The 15945-nt window shown below is 63.5% G+C and carries 14 protein-coding genes; 11 read left to right on the forward strand and 3 right to left on the reverse strand.

Annotation, left to right across the window (positions count from 1 at the left end):
• Position 1: 1 nt before the first annotated feature.
• Genes HUN39_RS02925 through HUN39_RS02945 form a run of 5 tightly spaced genes read left to right on the forward strand, consistent with a single transcriptional unit; the run spans position 2 to position 6437 of the window.
• On the forward strand, positions 2-2008 hold the full coding sequence (locus HUN39_RS02925; RefSeq protein ID WP_175093003.1) for an ATP-binding protein: 2007 nt from the start codon (positions 2-4) through the stop codon (positions 2006-2008).
• Positions 2005-2934: a hydroxymethylglutaryl-CoA lyase gene (locus tag HUN39_RS02930; RefSeq protein WP_175093004.1), complete on the forward strand. Its 930-nt coding sequence runs from the start codon at positions 2005-2007 to the stop codon at positions 2932-2934. The genes HUN39_RS02925 and HUN39_RS02930 overlap by 4 nt, the downstream gene beginning before the upstream one ends.
• A gap of 57 nt (positions 2935-2991) precedes the next feature.
• Positions 2992-4143, forward strand: coding sequence for an acyl-CoA dehydrogenase family protein (locus tag HUN39_RS02935; RefSeq protein ID WP_175093005.1), 1152 nt, complete (start codon positions 2992-2994; stop codon positions 4141-4143).
• A gap of 4 nt (positions 4144-4147) precedes the next feature.
• Positions 4148-5221 carry a 3-hydroxyisobutyryl-CoA hydrolase gene (locus tag HUN39_RS02940; protein ID WP_175093006.1) on the forward strand — a complete coding sequence of 358 codons (1074 nt, stop codon included), beginning with the start codon at positions 4148-4150 and terminating at the stop codon, positions 5219-5221.
• 25 nt (positions 5222-5246) lie between these two features.
• Positions 5247-6437 carry an acetyl-CoA C-acyltransferase gene (locus HUN39_RS02945; RefSeq protein ID WP_175093007.1) on the forward strand — a complete coding sequence of 397 codons (1191 nt, stop codon included), beginning with the start codon at positions 5247-5249 and terminating at the stop codon, positions 6435-6437.
• On the opposite strand, the gene HUN39_RS02950 is transcribed toward HUN39_RS02945, so the two are convergent.
• The gene (locus HUN39_RS02950; protein ID WP_175093008.1) at positions 6434-7555 is read right to left on the reverse strand and encodes a Glu/Leu/Phe/Val family dehydrogenase; all 1122 of its coding nucleotides are present in this window, start codon (positions 7553-7555) and stop codon (positions 6434-6436) included. The two genes, HUN39_RS02945 and HUN39_RS02950, sit on opposite strands and share 4 nt — an antisense overlap.
• 149 nt (positions 7556-7704) lie before the next feature.
• Between HUN39_RS02950 and pdhA the strand changes: the two genes are divergently transcribed.
• From pdhA to HUN39_RS02965, 3 genes are read left to right on the forward strand one after another with little or no spacing between them, the layout of a single operon-like run.
• Positions 7705-8814 carry a pyruvate dehydrogenase (acetyl-transferring) E1 component subunit alpha gene (pdhA, locus tag HUN39_RS02955; protein WP_175093009.1) on the forward strand — a complete coding sequence of 370 codons (1110 nt, stop codon included), beginning with the start codon at positions 7705-7707 and terminating at the stop codon, positions 8812-8814.
• Positions 8807-9787: an alpha-ketoacid dehydrogenase subunit beta gene (locus HUN39_RS02960; protein ID WP_175093010.1), complete on the forward strand. Its 981-nt coding sequence runs from the start codon at positions 8807-8809 to the stop codon at positions 9785-9787. Before pdhA ends, HUN39_RS02960 begins: the two co-directional genes overlap by 8 nt.
• Positions 9784-10884, forward strand: coding sequence for a dihydrolipoamide acetyltransferase family protein (locus HUN39_RS02965; RefSeq protein ID WP_175093011.1), 1101 nt, complete (start codon positions 9784-9786; stop codon positions 10882-10884). The genes HUN39_RS02960 and HUN39_RS02965 overlap by 4 nt, the downstream gene beginning before the upstream one ends.
• A 4-nt stretch (positions 10885-10888) precedes the next feature.
• Here the strand turns inward: HUN39_RS02965 and maiA are convergent, their stop codons facing one another.
• Positions 10889-11521 (reverse strand): maleylacetoacetate isomerase, encoded by a 633-nt coding sequence (gene maiA, locus HUN39_RS02970; protein WP_175093012.1) that lies wholly within the window; start codon positions 11519-11521, stop codon positions 10889-10891.
• A gap of 71 nt (positions 11522-11592) precedes the next feature.
• On the opposite strand from maiA, the gene hppD reads away from it, so the two are divergent.
• Genes hppD through HUN39_RS02985 form a run of 3 tightly spaced genes read left to right on the forward strand, consistent with a single transcriptional unit; the run spans position 11593 to position 15011 of the window.
• Positions 11593-12690, forward strand: coding sequence for a 4-hydroxyphenylpyruvate dioxygenase (hppD, locus tag HUN39_RS02975; protein WP_175093013.1), 1098 nt, complete (start codon positions 11593-11595; stop codon positions 12688-12690).
• A gap of 3 nt (positions 12691-12693) precedes the next feature.
• Positions 12694-13995, forward strand: coding sequence for a homogentisate 1,2-dioxygenase (gene hmgA, locus HUN39_RS02980; protein WP_175093014.1), 1302 nt, complete (start codon positions 12694-12696; stop codon positions 13993-13995).
• Positions 13992-15011 carry a fumarylacetoacetate hydrolase family protein gene (locus HUN39_RS02985; protein WP_175093142.1) on the forward strand — a complete coding sequence of 340 codons (1020 nt, stop codon included), beginning with the start codon at positions 13992-13994 and terminating at the stop codon, positions 15009-15011. Before hmgA ends, HUN39_RS02985 begins: the two co-directional genes overlap by 4 nt.
• On the opposite strand, the gene phhA is transcribed toward HUN39_RS02985, so the two are convergent.
• The gene (gene phhA, locus HUN39_RS02990) at positions 15008-15886 is read right to left on the reverse strand and encodes a phenylalanine 4-monooxygenase (protein WP_175093015.1); all 879 of its coding nucleotides are present in this window, start codon (positions 15884-15886) and stop codon (positions 15008-15010) included. The two genes, HUN39_RS02985 and phhA, sit on opposite strands and share 4 nt — an antisense overlap.
• Positions 15887-15945 lie beyond the last annotated feature (59 nt).

Consider the following 15945-nt stretch of genomic DNA (forward strand, 5'->3'; position numbering starts at 1 on the left):
GATGATGCGCAAGCTCCTCATCGCGAACCGCGGCGAGATCGCTTGCCGAATCATGCGCACCGCGAAAAGATTGGGCGTCACGTCGGTCGCCGTCTATTCCGAAGTCGACGCGCACGCGCTGCATGTCGAACTTGCGGATGAAGCCTATCTTCTCGGACCCGCGCCGGCGCGCGACAGCTATCTGTCGATCGGGAAGATCATCGAAATTGCGCATCGTTCCGGGTCGGACGCCATACATCCGGGCTACGGATTCCTGGCCGAGAATGCGGACTTCGCCGAAGCCTGTGCTGCGAACGGACTGATCTTCGTCGGGCCTCCGCCCCACGCGATGCGGCTTCTTGGCTCCAAGAGCGAGGCCAAGGCCGCGATGATGCGAGCAGGGGTGCCTGTGGCGCCGGGTTCATCCGGGGGCGAAGACGCTGAATTGTTCGAAGCGGCGCGCGCCATCGGCCTTCCAGTGCTCGTGAAGGCGTCCGCCGGCGGCGGCGGCAGGGGCATGCGCATCGTGCGCGCGCCGGAAGAATTGTCATCGGCGATCGAAAGCGCGCGGCGTGAAGCGCGCGCCGCCTTCGGCGATGACGCGCTGTTCATCGAGAAATATTTCTCCGGCTATAAGCACGTCGAAATCCAGATATTCGCGGATTCGCTCGGCGGCGTCGTTTCTTTCCTTGAGCGCGACTGTTCGATGCAGCGCCGCCACCAAAAGATTATTGAAGAGACGCCTGCGCCCGGTCTGACGCCCTCGTTACGAGCGCAGATGAGCGACGCGGCGATCCGCGCCGCGCATGCGGCGGGCTACACCGGCGCAGGCACGGTCGAATTTCTTGTCGGAGAAGACCACTTCTATTTTCTCGAAATGAACACGCGGCTTCAGGTCGAACATCCCGTCACCGAGATGGTCTCGAAGCAGGACCTCGTCGAATGGCAGCTGCGCGTCGCCTGTGGCGCGCCGCTCCCCTTGACGCAGGACGATCTGAGGATGAGCGGCTGCGCAATTGAAGCGCGGATCTGCGCGGAAGATCCTGCTCGCGGGTTTATGCCGTCGGTTGGCGAGATCGCCTATTTTCGCGGGCCGCGGGAAGCGCCTTTCTTGCGCATCGACTCGGGCGTTCGCGCCGGCGATCGCGTCACGCCCTATTACGATTCGCTGTTGGCGAAACTCATCGTCTTCGGCGAAAATCGCGAGCAGGCGTTGCGTCGATTGCAGGCGGGGCTGGAGGAGGTCGAGATCGTTGGCGTCGCCACAAATCTCGATCTGCTGCGGGCCATCTCCAAAAGCGACGGGATGGCGGCCGGCGATTACGACACGGAATACGTCGGGAACAATATCGCTATGCTGACGTGCCCCGCTGCTCCGAGCACGGATTCGGACCGCGTCCTTCTTTCGGCGGCGAGCGCGGTTTTCCTGGCCGACGCGCGGCGCGTGGCGCTTGAAGCGAGTCGCGCGGTCGGCGACGATTGGTCGCCCTGGGCCGGAGCGGACGCATGGCGACTCTATGAGCGTGCCGATCATGACCTCAGGGTCACGCAGGCGGGCCGGACGCTTGCTGCACAAATCATGCGTCCGCAGGACGGCGGCTTCCTGCTGAGCTTTGGCGACGCCGTCACGGCGGTGGAAGTTCAAAGCGTCGGCGGTCGCCTCTCGCTGCTTGTGGACGGGGTTAAGCACGAGGTCTCAACAGTCGGCCTGGATGACGGCGTCGTCGTCATTCTTGGCGGCAGGAACTATGTCATCAACTGGGTGGAAGCGGCGACGTCGTCGCAAGGTGAAGAACCATTGAACGAGCGCGTGCTGGCCCCGATGCCGGCGACCGTCACGCGAGTCGCGGTGAAGTCTGGCGACGCCGTTAGCAAGGGCGAGACCCTCTTGGTTCTGGAGGCGATGAAAATGGAGATCCCTCTTGCTGCGCCGCATGACGGCGTGGTGGAGAGCGTCGCCTGCGAAGAGGGCGACATGGCGATCGAGGGCGCCGAACTCGTCACGATCCTGCGAAAGGACGTGGCATGAGCCTTCCTGCGCGCGTCAGCATCGTTGAAGTCGGCCCACGCGACGGCCTGCAGAATGAGACGTTGACGCTGTCGCCGCAGATTCGGGCCGAACTCATCAGTCGTCTTGCGGTCGCGGGGCTATCGCGCATAGAAGCCGGAAGTTTCGTCTCCCCTACGGCCGTGCCGCAGATGGCGCACACGGATGAGACTCTTGCGCTTACGCCAAGGCAAAATGTGCGGCTGAGCGTGCTGGTTCCAAACCTGCGCGGGCTCGCGGCGGCGCTTGCGGCCGGGGCGGACGAGATCGCCGTGTTCGCAGCGGCATCGGAGACGTTTTCAAAGCGCAATATCAATTGCTCGATCGAGGAAAGTCTCACGCGATATGCCAAAGTCGTTGCGGAATCCAGGCGATACGGCGTCATGGCCCGCGGCTATGTTTCCTGCGTCTTGGGCTGTCCGTACGAAGGAGAGGTCGATAGCGGCCGAGTGGCGTCGGTCGCCGGCGCGCTCCTCGATATGGGCTGCTTCGAGGTCTCCCTCGGCGATACGATCGGCGTCGGCGCGCCGCTGCAAGCCCGCCGAATGGTCGAAAGAGTGGCGCGCGTCGCGCCGCTCGACAAGATCGCGGTGCATTTTCACGACACCTACGGACAGGCGCTCGCCAATATTTTCGCTTGCCTCGAAGTCGGCGTCAGCGTCGTCGACAGTTCAGTCGCCGGTCTTGGCGGATGTCCTTTCGCGCCCGGCGCCGCCGGAAATGTCGCGACCGAGGACGTCGTTTATATGCTTGAGCGAATGGACCTTGAAACCGGCGTGTCGCTCGACCGCCTTTTGGAGGCGGGGGCCTTCGCTTGCCGCGAATTAAAGCGTACGCCGGCGAGCCGCGTGGCGCAGGCCTATGCCGCGAGGTGCAGCAATCCGATCGAAGCCCCTTCGCGACGCTGACTTGTCAAAAAGCTTCGCCGCGACAGATTAACGTCAACAATTGCGGTGAATGGCCGAATGTCGTCCTATTTCGAATTGAGCGCCGAGCAAGAAGCCATTCGTGAAATGGCGCGAGACTTCGGACGCGATCGGCTTGCGCCCTTTGCTCTCGACTGGGACCGCGAGCATGTGCTTCCGGTGGACACGCTGCGCGATGCGGCGGCGCTCGGCATGGCGGCCATCAATGTGCGAGAGGCGTCCGGCGGCGCGGGGCTGACGCGCTTTGACGGCGTGCTGATCTTCGAAGCGCTCGCAATGGGTTGTCCGACGATCGCCGCTTATCTCTCGATTCACAATATGTGCGCGGGCCTGATCGACGCTTTCGGAACGGAGCGCCAGATCGACACATGGCTGCCAAAGCTCGCGACGATGGAGGTTCTCTCGAGCTACTGTCTTACGGAATCGGGCAGCGGTTCGGATGCGGCGGCGCTACGCACGCATGCAAAGCGTAGCGGCGATCACTACGTCTTGAATGGCGCGAAACAGTTCATCTCAGGCGCTGGCGCGGGCGGCGCCGACCATCTCTACGTGGTCATGGCGCGCACCGGCGAGTCGGGGCCGCAAGGCATTTCGGCCTTCGTCATCGAGGGTGGCGCTCTGGGCTTGAGTTTCGGCGCGCTTGAGCGAAAAATGGGGTGGAACGCGCAGCCGACGCGGGCCGTGATCCTTGATGACTGTCGCGTGCCGGCCGAAAATCTCATCGGACGCGAGGGCGACGGATTCAAGATCGCTATGGCGGCGCTCGACGGCGGGCGCCTGAACATCGCCGCCTGTTCGCTTGGCGGGGCTCAATCGGCTTTTGACCATAGTCTGCGCTACATGGCGAGCCGCAAGGCGTTCGGACGCGCGCTCGATGAATTCCAGGCGCTGCAATTTCGGCTCGCGGACATGGCCACGCAGCTTGAAGTCTCGCGCACTTTCCTTTGGCGCGCGGCGGCGGCGCTTGACGCCAAGGCGCCCGGCGCCACGACACTATGCGCTATGGCCAAGCGCGTCGTGACCGACGCCGGCTTCGCGGTCGCCAATGAGGCGCTGCAATTGCATGGCGGCTACGGATATTTAAGCGAATATGGAGTCGAAAAGATCGTTCGCGATCTGCGCGTTCATCAGATTCTCGAAGGAACGAATGAAATCATGCGCGTCATCATCGCGCGCTCATTACTGAAGTGAATTGATGGATCTCATCGCTTCACGCGAGGGCCGTCTCGGACGCATCCTCCTCAACAGACCACAGGCGCTCAACACGCTGACGCTGCCGATGGTGCGCGAGTTCCGGCGCGCGCTCGACGACTTCGGGACCGATCCCGGCGTCAGCGCCGTGCTCGTCACGGGCGCCGGCGATCGCGGTCTGTGCGCCGGCGGCGACGTGAGGAGTCTCTACGAGCTGAAGGCCTCGCAAAAGCGGCTGTTCGCCGACTTTTGGCGCGAGGAATATGAGCTGAACGCCCGCATCGCCTCCTCTCCCAAACCCTATGTCGTGATCATGGACGGCATCGTGATGGGTGGCGGCGTGGGCATATCTGCGCATGGCAACCGGCGAGTGGTCACGGAGCGAAGCCGCGTCGCGATGCCGGAGGTCGGCATCGGATTCTTTCCTGACGTTGGCGCGACTTGGCTTCTTTCGAGAGCGCACGAAATCGGCGCCTATCTGGCGCTTTCGGCGACGTCGGTGGCGGCGGCGGACGCGATAGAGGCCGATCTTGCGGATGTTCTAATTCACGCGGAGGACATTGCGCCGCTGATCGGCAGGCTCGCGACGATAGGAGCCGCCGAAGACGTCGATGTTGCACTGCGGCGCTTCGCCCGCCATCCAGGTATCGGCCGGCTCTCGCTGCACAGGCCGTTGCTCGCTGCAGCGACGGCGCATGAGAACGTCGCAGACGTGGTCGACGCCTTCGAGCGCGAAGGATCGGAATTCTCCTTGCGCGCGGCGGAGGACATCAGCGCGAAGTCGCCGACGGCGCTGAAAGTGACGCGCGCATTGCTGCTGTGCGCCGCGGGAGCGGCTGACGTCGAGACGTGTCTGACGAATGAATTCAAGGCGGCGTGCCGGATGCTGGCGACCCACGATCTTTATGAAGGCATCCGGGCCGCGATCATCGACAAGGACCGCCGCCCGACATGGTCGCCGGACCGGCTCGACGCTGTGAGCGACGAAACCGTCGAAGGTATTCTCGCCGGGGACGACACGCCCCTCCCGGCGTTCAAAAGTTGGGATTCAACCCCATATTTTGCTTGGAGGGGTTAGCTCGCCAGCCGATGAGGAGATTGTCATGAGCGCTGCCGCACCGGTCGCCATCGTCGGCGTCGCGCGCACCCCCATCGGCGCGTTTCTGGGCGAGTTGAAGGACGTCTCCGCGCCGCAGCTCGGCGCGCACGCCATCGAGGCGGCCGTGACCCGCGCCGGCCTGGCGCCGAACGACATAGATGAAGTCGTCATGGGCTGTGTCCTTTCGGCAGGCCTTGGCCAGGCCCCAGCGCGGCAGGCGGCACTCGGCGCCGGGTTGCTTGAGACGACGGGCGCCGTCACCATCAACAAGATGTGCGGCTCTGGCATGAAGGCGGTGATGCTCGCGAGCGATCAGCTCGCCGTTGGAGGCGCGCGGGTCGCGGTCGCCGGCGGTATGGAGAGCATGAGCAACGCGCCTTATCTGCTCGATCGCGCGCGCACCGGTTATCGAATGGGACACCGCAAGGTCCTCGATCACATGTTTCTGGATGGTCTCGAGGACGCCTACGAAAAAGGTCGGCTGATGGGCTCCTTCGCGGAGGATTGCGCGACGGAGTATCAATTTACCCGCGAGATGCAGGACCAATATGCGTCGACGTCGCTGGCGCGCGCTCAAGGCGCGACGGCCGACGACTCTTTCGCGCAGGAGATCGCGCCAATAACGCTCGGCAAAGGCGCCAACGCGCGAGTCATCGCCAGCGACGAGCTGCCCGGCAAAGCCAAGGCGCAGGATATCGCCCGACTCAAGCCGGCCTTCAGGGAGGACGGCACGATCACCGCCGCCAACGCCAGCGCGATATCGGACGGCGCGGCGGCGCTCGCCCTGATGCGCGTCGACGAGGCCGAGCGCGCCGGCGCGACGCCGCTCGCCGTCATTCGCGGCTACGTCACGGTCGCGGGCGCTCCGAGCCGCTTTTCCGTCATGCCGATCGAAGCGATCCGCAAACTCCTGGACCGGGTGGGCTGGGCGGCGAACGACGTTGACCTCTTTGAGATCAATGAAGCATTCGCCGTCGTCGCCATGGCGGCGATGCGCGAACTGGACTTGCCGCATGAGAAGGTCAATGTCCGTGGCGGCGCCTGCGCCCTTGGCCATCCGATCGGCGCGTCTGGCGCACGTATCATCGTCACGCTTCTTGCCGCTCTGGAGGCTAAGGGTCTAAAAAGGGGCGTGGCGGCGCTCTGCATCGGCGGCGGAGAAGCGACCGCGATGGCGATCGAGCGTCCGGGTTAGCCCCAGCGCCTCAGTTGCATGATCTTGCGCAGCCGGTCGGTCGAAAGTTCCATCGCGGCGTCGATAGGAGAAACGCTCTCGGCCCGCGACCGCTCCAGCGAGAGCCGCGTGTTGCGCCCGATTTTTTCCTCTATCGCCGCGAAGGCCGCCGCTTCGCCGCCGCCGCTGTATTCAATGCTCGCGCAGATCACGCCGCCGGCGTTGGCGATGAAATCCGGGACGCTGACGATTCCCCGCGCGAACATCATGCGTTCCGCTTCGGCGGTGGCGGGAATATTCGCGCCCTGCACCACCAATTTACAGTCGAGCATGTCGACATTGTCCGCGCGCAGCACGTCCGGGCGCGCAGCCGGAATGAAGATCTCGCAAGGCAAGGCGATGAGCGACTCAGGGTCGACGGCGCGTGCGCGCTCCAGATCGCCGACGCTCTTGCCCTGGCGCTTCAACGCGGCGAGCGCCTCTATATCGAGCCCATCCGCGTCAGCCACTGCGCCGCGGCTGTCGGATACGCCGACCATTCGTGCGCCTTTGCTGGCCAGAAACCGCGCAGCATGTATGCCCACGGCGCCAAACCCCTGCACGACGATGCGCGCTCCGCTTAGCGAAACATCGGCGAAGGGCGCAGCTGCGCACGCGGCGATCATGACGCCAAAACCCGTGGCTCCGATTTCATCGAGAGGAATGCCGCCAATTTCAGCCGGGAGGCCGACCGCTCGGCCGATTTCGTCATGCACCCAGGCCATCGCCGTCTCGTCCGTGCCCATGTCGGGTCCGGGAATATAGTCGACGAGCTGCTCAATGGATTTGGCGAACACGCGAATGAGCCGTTCTTTGTCGGCCTGCGCCATATCGGGATCGCCGAAAATCACGGATTTTGCGCCGCCATGCGGCAATCCGCATGCCGCGTTCTTCAAAGTCATCGCCCGGGCGAGTCGGAAGCACTCCGTGACGCTGACGTCCGGCGCCATACGTGTGCCGCCGATGGCGGGACCAGCGGCGACATTATCGATGACGACGACGGCGCGTAGTTTGACCGAGGGCGACCAGATATGGACGATCTTCGCGGGGCCAAATTCGTCTCGAAATGAGAAAGGATCGATTTCCGATTTGGCGGGCATGATCGGTAAATTGGACAACCGGCCATACAGTCAAGCCCGCAGTCGAGCCCCTTTTCCTGCGCTGCGGCGCCGGAAAATCGCCAAAAAAAATGTCGCAGAGCCGTGACGTCGCCTATCGCTGCGCTACTTCGCTCATCAGGAGCGGGGCGATGGGAAACATTGAGATGGGCTTCGATCTCCACATGGATCTTGTTCAGCTGTTGTCGCCGAGCGGCGAGATCAGCAAGGCGGCCAGCAAGTCGGCGAAGGACATCGAGCGACTGGTCAGATTCTATCGCGCGATGACGCGAACCAGAATCTTCGACAACAAGGCGATCAGTCTTCAACGCACCGGTCAGCTGGGCACCTTCGCGTCGGCGCTCGGCCAGGAAGCGATCGGCGTCGGGGCGGCCGCGGCGATGGAAGAACGCGACGTGCTCGTGCCGTCCTATCGAGATCATGCGGCGCAATTCTATCGCGGCATGGCGATGTCCGAATGTCTGCTCTATTGGGGCGGCGACGAGCGCGGCAGCGACTTCAAAAATGCGCGCAGCGACTTCCCAAACTGCGTCCCCGTCGCCACGCAGGCCCCGCAGGCGGTCGGCGCGGCTTACGCGTTGATGGCGCGGAAGGAGGATCGCGTCGTCGTCACGTTCATCGGCGACGGCGGCACTTCCAATGGCGCCTTTTACGAAGCGTTGAACATGGCGGGAGTCTGGAAGACGCCTGTTGTTTTTATCATCAACAATAACGGCTGGGCGATCTCGACGCCGCGCGAACTGGAGAGCGCGGCGGAGACTCTCGCGCAAAAGGCCGTCGCCGCCGGCATAGAGGGGCGCCAGGTCGACGGCAATGACGTCATTGCGGTTCACGAAGTGGTGCGCCGGGCGATCGACAAGGCGCGATCGGGCGGCGGACCGACGCTGATCGAAGCGCTCACCTATCGCCTTGGAGATCACACCACCGCCGACGACGCATCGCGCTATCGCGATCCCGAAGTCGTGCGCGCGCAGTGGACGCGCGAGCCGATCGCTCGGCTGCGCGCCTACCTCGTGAGCGAAGGCGCCTGGTCGAAAGAGCAAGAGGCGGAGCTTCATAAAGAATGTGCGGAAGAGGTCGATCGCGAGGTTGCGGCCTATTTGAACGCCTCGCCGCTGAACTGCGACGCCATGTTCGAACATCTCTACGCAAAGCTCCCGGATACCCTGCAGTGGCAGCGGGAAGAAGCGCGCCGATTTGCCCAACGCAGCGCGAATGGCAACGGAAACGGTCATGTCTGAAATCACTCTTGTCGAAGCGGTCAATCTCGCGCTCGCGCGCGCAATGAGCGAAGACAAGGACGTCCTCCTGCTTGGCGAGGACATCGGCGTCAATGGCGGCGTGTTTCGCGCCACGAACGGCCTGCAGGCGCGCTTCGGGCGCGAGCGGGTGATCGACACGCCCTTGGCCGAAGGCGGAATCGCAGGCGTTGCGGTCGGCATGGCGGCGATGGGGCTGAAGCCCGTCGCCGAAATCCAGTTTTCCGGTTTCATCTATCCGGCGATCGACCAAATCATCAATCACGCGTCCCGCATGCGCAATCGCACGCGCGGGCGGCTGACCTGTCCAATGGTGCTGCGCTCGCCGTGCGGCGCCGGCATTCACGCGCCCGAGCATCATTCCGAAAGTCCGGAGGCGATGTTCGCTCACATGCCGGGGCTCCGCGTCGTCGCACCCTCTTCTCCTGCCCGAGCCTACGGGCTGCTGCTGGCGTCTGTGCGCGATCCCGATCCGGTGATCTTTCTTGAGCCCACGCGCCTCTATCGTCTCTTCCGTCAGGAGGTCGAGGACGACGGCGTGGAGTTGCCGCTCGACGCCTGCTTCATCCTGCGCGAAGGCGCCGACGCGACGGTCGTCACCTGGGGCGCGATGGTGCCCGAAACGCTCGCCGCCGCCGAAAAGCTCGAAGAAGAAGGCGTGATGATCGAAGTGATCGACGTCGCCACGCTGAAGCCTCTCGACGTGGAAACGATCCTGCGCTCCGTCGAAAAGACCGGACGCTGCGTCATCGTTCACGAGGCGCCGCGCACGGCGGGCTTTGGCGCCGAGGTCGCCGCCGAAATCGCTGAGCGCGCCCTCTACTCGCTGCTGGCGCCCATCAAGCGGGTCACCGGCTATGACGTGGTCGTGCCGCTGGCGAAGCTGGAGAAGCAATATATTCCGAGCGTGGACCGCATCATCGACGGCGTTCGGCAAGTGATGGAGGCGTCATGAACATCTTTCGTCTTCCCGATCTCGGAGAGGGTTTGCAGGAGGCCGAACTCGTCGAATGGCGCGTCGCCGCCGGTGAGGACGTTAAAGTCGATCAGCCGCTCGTGGCCGTTGAAACCGCCAAGGCGGTCGTCGAAATTCCATCGCCTCAGGGAGGCCGCATCGAGCGGCTGTTCGCCTCGGCGGGCGACGTAATCCGCATCGGCGCGCCGCTAGTGGGTTTCGAGGGCGCGGGAGAGGACACCGGGTCAGTGGTCGGCGCCGTTCAGCAGGGTTCCGGGGTCGTCCGCGACCAGCCGATCTCAGTCGGCCACGTCGGCGGAGCGGTGCGGGCGACGCCTGCCGTAAGAGCGCTTGCGCGCAAGCTGAACGTCGATCTCGCCATGGTGACGCCCTCCGGCGCGGACGGGGTGATTACGACGCAGGACATCGAGCGCGTCGCGCGCATTCTCAGCGAGACGGAAGCCGCCGAGCCGCTGCGGGGCATGCGCCGCGCCATGGCCCACAATATGGCGCAGGCCCAGGCGGAAGTCGCGGCGGCTACGATCGTTGACGACGCCGATATCAATGCCTGGAGTCCTGGAAGCGATACGACTGTCCGCCTGATCCGCGCGCTTGCCCAGGCCTGCAAGGCGGAGCCTGCGCTCAACGCCTGGTTCGAGCCTCACGCTTTTGCGCGCCGCGTGATGAAGAAGATCGACCTTGGCGTCGCCGTGGATCTGTCGGAAGAGGGCCTGTTCGTGCCTGTCTTGCGGGATGTCGGCAATCGCGACGCGCTGGACTTGCGCAAGGGCCTCGACCGCATGCGGCAGGACGCCGCGGCGCGGCGAATCCCGCCCGAGGAGCTGCGCGGCGCGACCATCACGCTTTCGAATTTCGGCATGATCGCCGGGCGCTACGCCGCCCCGATCGTGCTGCCGCCGACGGTCGCCATCCTTGGCGCCGGCCGGATCAGAGACGAGGTGGTCGCTGTCGATGGCGCGCCCGCCGTGCATCGGATTTTGCCTCTGAGCCTGACCTTCGATCACCGCGTCGTCACCGGCGGCGAAGCAGGCCGCTTCCTGGGGGCTGTGATCGCCGATCTGACGCTCGCGTCCTAAAATCTCATTCGGCGTCCGGCTGCGCCTCTGGACGCGCTTCCATGAAAGCAGGATGCGCGGCGCAAGCCGCCTCCACGGCAAGGATGCGCGGGCAGGCCTCAAGTGAAACGTCGAAGCGTCGCGCGTTATAGACCTGCGGAATGAGGCATATGTCGGCAAGCGACGGCTCGACGCCAAAGGCGAAAGGGGCAGGCGGCGCGATAAGCGCCTCGACCGCGGTGAGGCCGTCCAAAATCCAGCGCCTGCGCCACACGGCGATCTGATCGTCCTTCGCGCCGAACTGCTGCTGCAGCGCCTCAATCACCCGCAAATTGGCGAGCGGATGTATCTCGCAGGCGATCGTCAACGCCGCCGCCCGCGCCTGCGCCGCCAAAATAGCGTCTCGCGGCAGCAGCGGCGGCTCAGGCTTCAGCGCGTCAAGATAATCGATAATCGCCAGCGACTGGGTAATCAACGTGCCGTCATCAAGTTCCAGCGTCGGCACGATGGCCAGCGGGCTTTTGGCGCGATAGCCGGGATCACGCTGTTCGCCGCGCAAGAGATGGACTGGCCGGCGTTCGACGACGAGCCCTTTGAGCGCGATGGCGATCCGCACGCGATAGGCGGCCGAAGAGCGATAGTAGTCGTAAAGGATCATGGGCCTTTAACCGGATCGGGAACGCAATATTTAAATAGCAGGTCAGCCAAAGCTGTATATAGGGCCTGCACATGGACTCGACGCTTGGCGGCGCTGGAACGTCCGCCGAAAACCCGATGGGAACAGATGGATTCGAATTTGTCGAATTCGCTCATCCCGATCCCGCGCAACTCGCCTCGCTGTTCGAGAAGATGGGCTTCGTCGCCGTCGCGCGTCATCGCTCCAAGGACGTGACGCTGTATCGGCAGGGGGAAGTGAATTATGTGCTGAACGCGGAGCCTCACAGCTTCGCCGCCGAATTCCAGAAAGCGCACGGCCCTTCGGTGTGCTGCATCGGCTTCCGCGTCGTCGACGCTGCAAAAGCGATGCGCCGCGCCGTTTCTCTGGGCGCCAAGCCTGTCGCCTTCGGCGTTGGCCCGATGGAGCTGAACATTCCCGCCATCGAGGGCGTCGGAGGTTCGCTCATCTATCTTGTCGACCGATATGGCGCTCAGGGTTCGATCTGGGACATCGACTTTCGATGGATAGGAGAGCGCGATCCCAATCCCCCAGGCGTGGGGCTGACCAACATCGACCATCTGACACACAATGTTCGGCGCGGCCGCATGGACGCGCTTGCGGCATGGTATGAGCGCATCTTCAATTTCCGCGAGATTCGCTACTTCGACATAGAAGGCAAGATGACGGGCTTGCGCTCTCGCGCCATGACGAGCCCCTGCGGCAAGATTCGCATCCCGATCAATGAAAGCTCCGACGAAAAGAGTCAGATCGAGGAGTTTCTGGACGCATATAAAGGCGAAGGCATTCAGCATATCGCCTGCGCGTGCCGGGATATTTATGAGACTGTTGTCGCGATGCGCAACAACGGGCTCGATTTCATGCCGGCGCCGCCGGACGCCTATTACGACGCCCTCGAGCAAAGGCTGCCGGGGCACGGGGAGCCGACGCAGCGGCTCAAGGAGCTCGGCATTCTGATCGACGGACTCACGACGGGCGCCCACCGTCTGTTGCTGCAGATTTTCTCCAAGACGGTCATTGGCCCTATCTTCTTCGAATTCATCCAGCGCAAGGGCGACGAAGGGTTCGGCGAAGGGAATTTCCGGGCGCTATTTGAATCGATCGAAGAGGATCAGATCCGCCGCGGCGTTTTGAACCGGGCGGCAGGCTAGGCCATGTCGCCCACGCGCTATTTGCACGGCTTCGGCAATGAGTTCGAGAGCGAAGCTCTGCCCGGCGCGTCGCCCATGGGTCAGAACTCGCCGCAGCGGTGCCCTTATGGCCTTTACGCCGAACAATTGTCCGGCTCCGCATTCACCGCGCCGAACCACCTCAACCGGCGCTCCTGGCTCTACCGGATACGACCCTCCGTCCTTCACGTCCGCAATCCGAAGGACATCGAGCGGAGCCACTGGGAAACCGCGCCCTGCCGCGATGTTGACGCGCCGCTCGGGCAGCTGCGCTGGGGCGCAAGCGACATCCCAGAAGACGCAGGCTCCTTCATCGAAGGCATTCGCACCATCGTGACGGCGGGCGATTGCAGCCTGAGAGTCGGCATGGCGGCGCATCTCTATCTCGCCGGCCAGTCGATGTTCGACGACTACTTCTACAACGCCGACGGCGAGTTGTTGATCGTGCCGCAGCTCGGCGACCTACGCATCTTCACGGAGTTCGGCCTCATCGAGTGCTCTCCCAGTGAGATATGCGTTGTTCCGCGCGGCGTGAAATTTCGGGTTGAGCTCTCGGCGGGCCCGTCTCGCGGCTATGTTTGTGAAAACTACGGCGCGCCATTTACATTGCCCTATCGCGGCGTCATCGGCGCCAATGGGCTCGCCAATCCGCGCGACTTCTTTTCGCCGACCGCCGCGTTCGAAGACAAGGAAAAGCCCTGCCGCCTCCGCGTCAAATGGGGCGGAAGTTTCTATCGCTGCGACATAGACCACTCGCCGCTCGACGTCGTCGCCTGGCATGGGAATTACGCGCCCTATAAATATGATCTGCGAAAATTCTGTCCTGTCGGCGCCTTGCTGTTCGATCATCCCGATCCATCGATATTTACGGTGCTGACCTCTCCTTCAGACGAAGCCGGCGTCGGCAACGTCGATTTCGCGATTTTTCCGCCGCGTTGGCAAGTCGCGGAGCATACGTTCCGGCCTCCCTGGTATCATTTGAACATTATGAGCGAATTCATGGGCCTGATTTACGGGCGCTACGACGCGAAGCCGTCCGGCTTCGAGCCCGGCGGCATGTCGCTGCACAACGCGATGCTGCCGCATGGCCCGGATACTGAGGCTTTCGAACAGGCCTCTGAAGCGGATCTTGGCCCGGCGAAGATCGATGACGCGCTCGCCTTTATGTTCGAATCCCGACTGCCGCTCTATCCAACCTCTTTCGCCATGTCGCTTGAAACCCTGCAGCAGGATTACGCGGAGTGCTGGTCGGGATTGCGCCGCAATTTTACCGGCAATGGACCGTGAAGCTCGCATCCCTGAAGAGCCGACGGGACGGCGCCCTCATCCTCGTCTCGCGGGATCTCACGCGGGCTGTCGCGGCGGGCTTCGTCGCGCCCACCCTGCAATCGGCGATCGAAGATTGGGACGCCGTGGCGCCGGAGCTGCGGGCGCTGGCGGCGCGGCTCGAATGCGGACTTCGCGAGAGCTTTCCCTTTCGTGAGCAGGATTGCGCCTCGCCGCTGCCGCGCGCCTATCAGTGGGCGGACGGCTCGGCATACGTCAATCACGTCGCGCTCGTTCGCAAGTCCCGCGGCGCCGAAATGCCGGAGAGCTTCTGGAGCGACCCGCTGATGTATCAGGGAGGCTCCGACGTCTTCCTTGGCCCGCGTGACGCCATTCCCTTGCTCGACGAAAAGCACGATCTCGATCTCGAAGCCGAAGTCGCCATCGTCACCGATGATGTGCCGATGGGCGTGACGCCACAGGACGCGCGCGATCACATCAAGCTCGTCATGCTGGTCAATGACGTGACCTTGCGCGGGTTGGTCCCTCCGGAGCTTGCAAAAGGCTTTGGTTTTTTCCAGTCAAAGCCCGCTTCCGCCTTTTCCCCCGTCGCGGTGACGCCCGACGAGCTTGGCGACGCTTGGGATGGCGGGCGGCTTTCGCTGCCGCTTCTGTCCTTCGTCAATGGCGCGCCGCTCGGCCGGCCCGACGCCGGAAAGGACATGACCTTCGACTTTCCGCGCCTCATCGCGCATGCGGCGCGCACGCGCGCGCTTAGCGCCGGAACGATCATCGGTTCCGGCACCATTTCCAACCGGGACGCCGACGGCGGTCCTGGCAGACCGATTGCGCAGGGCGGAGATGGTTACTCATGCATCGCCGAGCAGCGCGTCGTCGAGAAACTTATCGAGGGCGCGCCGCGCACGCCGTTCCTGAAGGCTGGCGATGTGGTGCGCATCGAGATGCGCGCCGCCGATGGCCGCTCGATTTTTGGCGCCATAGAGCAACAGGTGGTGACCTCGGGTCCGCGCTTCTAAGCGCTGCGCTTGGCGCGGAAATAATGGAAATCGCCGCGCGAGATGATGCGGTCTCCCGGCGCCAACTCATGCGCAGCGAAGTCGGAAGCGTCGCGCAGCCGATCATAGATCGGATCAAAATCCTGATAGCCATCGGCGAGAAGCTTTTCGAAGCTTTCGATGACAAAATATGTCTGCTGGAAATCGCTGATGATGTAATTCGTTCGCATGACGCGTTCGAGATCGAAGGCGACGCGGTTCGGCGAGGAATCTTCTAGCGAAAAGATCGTCTCGGAAGGCGAGGACATGATTCCGGCCCCGAAAATGCGCAGTCCTTTTGGCGTCTCGATCAGGCCGAACTCGATCGTGTACCAGTATAGCCGCGCGAGATTGTGGAGCTGCCCGCGCGCGAGCGCGCGTCGGCCGCCCTCGCCATAGGCTTGGAGAAAGCGCGCATAGGTCGGATTGGCGAGGAGCGGCACATGGCCGAAGACGTCATGGAAGACGTCGGGCTCCTGCAGATATTCAAGCTCCGACTCCGGGCGAATGAACGCGCCGGCGGGAAAGCGCCGATTGGCGAGATGATCGAAGAAGGCGTCATCAGGAATCAGCCCGGCCACAGGGACGACGCTCCAGCCGGTCATTGCCCCCAACCGGCGGCTCAGGTCGGCGAAATCCGGAATGCCGGAGCGCGACAGTTCGAGCTTTTGCTTCGCCTCCAGGAATTCGTCGCAGGCCCGTCCGGGCAAGAGCTTTGCCTGGCGGGCGAACAGCCTGTTCCAGCGATCGTGCTCCTCATCGCTGTAGGAGGCCCAATTCTGATCGATCGTCCAGTCCGCCTGTCGCGGCGCCTGCGCGTATCTATTCTTGCTTTCGCTCGTGAGCTGCAGTCCCATCGCCGGCGTCCGTCGTGGAAGGCGTCTCTCTCCAACATATAGGCGCCCGATCCCGTCTT

It is taken from the genome of Methylocystis silviterrae (assembly GCF_013350005.1).
Lineage (GTDB): Bacteria > Pseudomonadota > Alphaproteobacteria > Rhizobiales > Beijerinckiaceae > Methylocystis > Methylocystis silviterrae.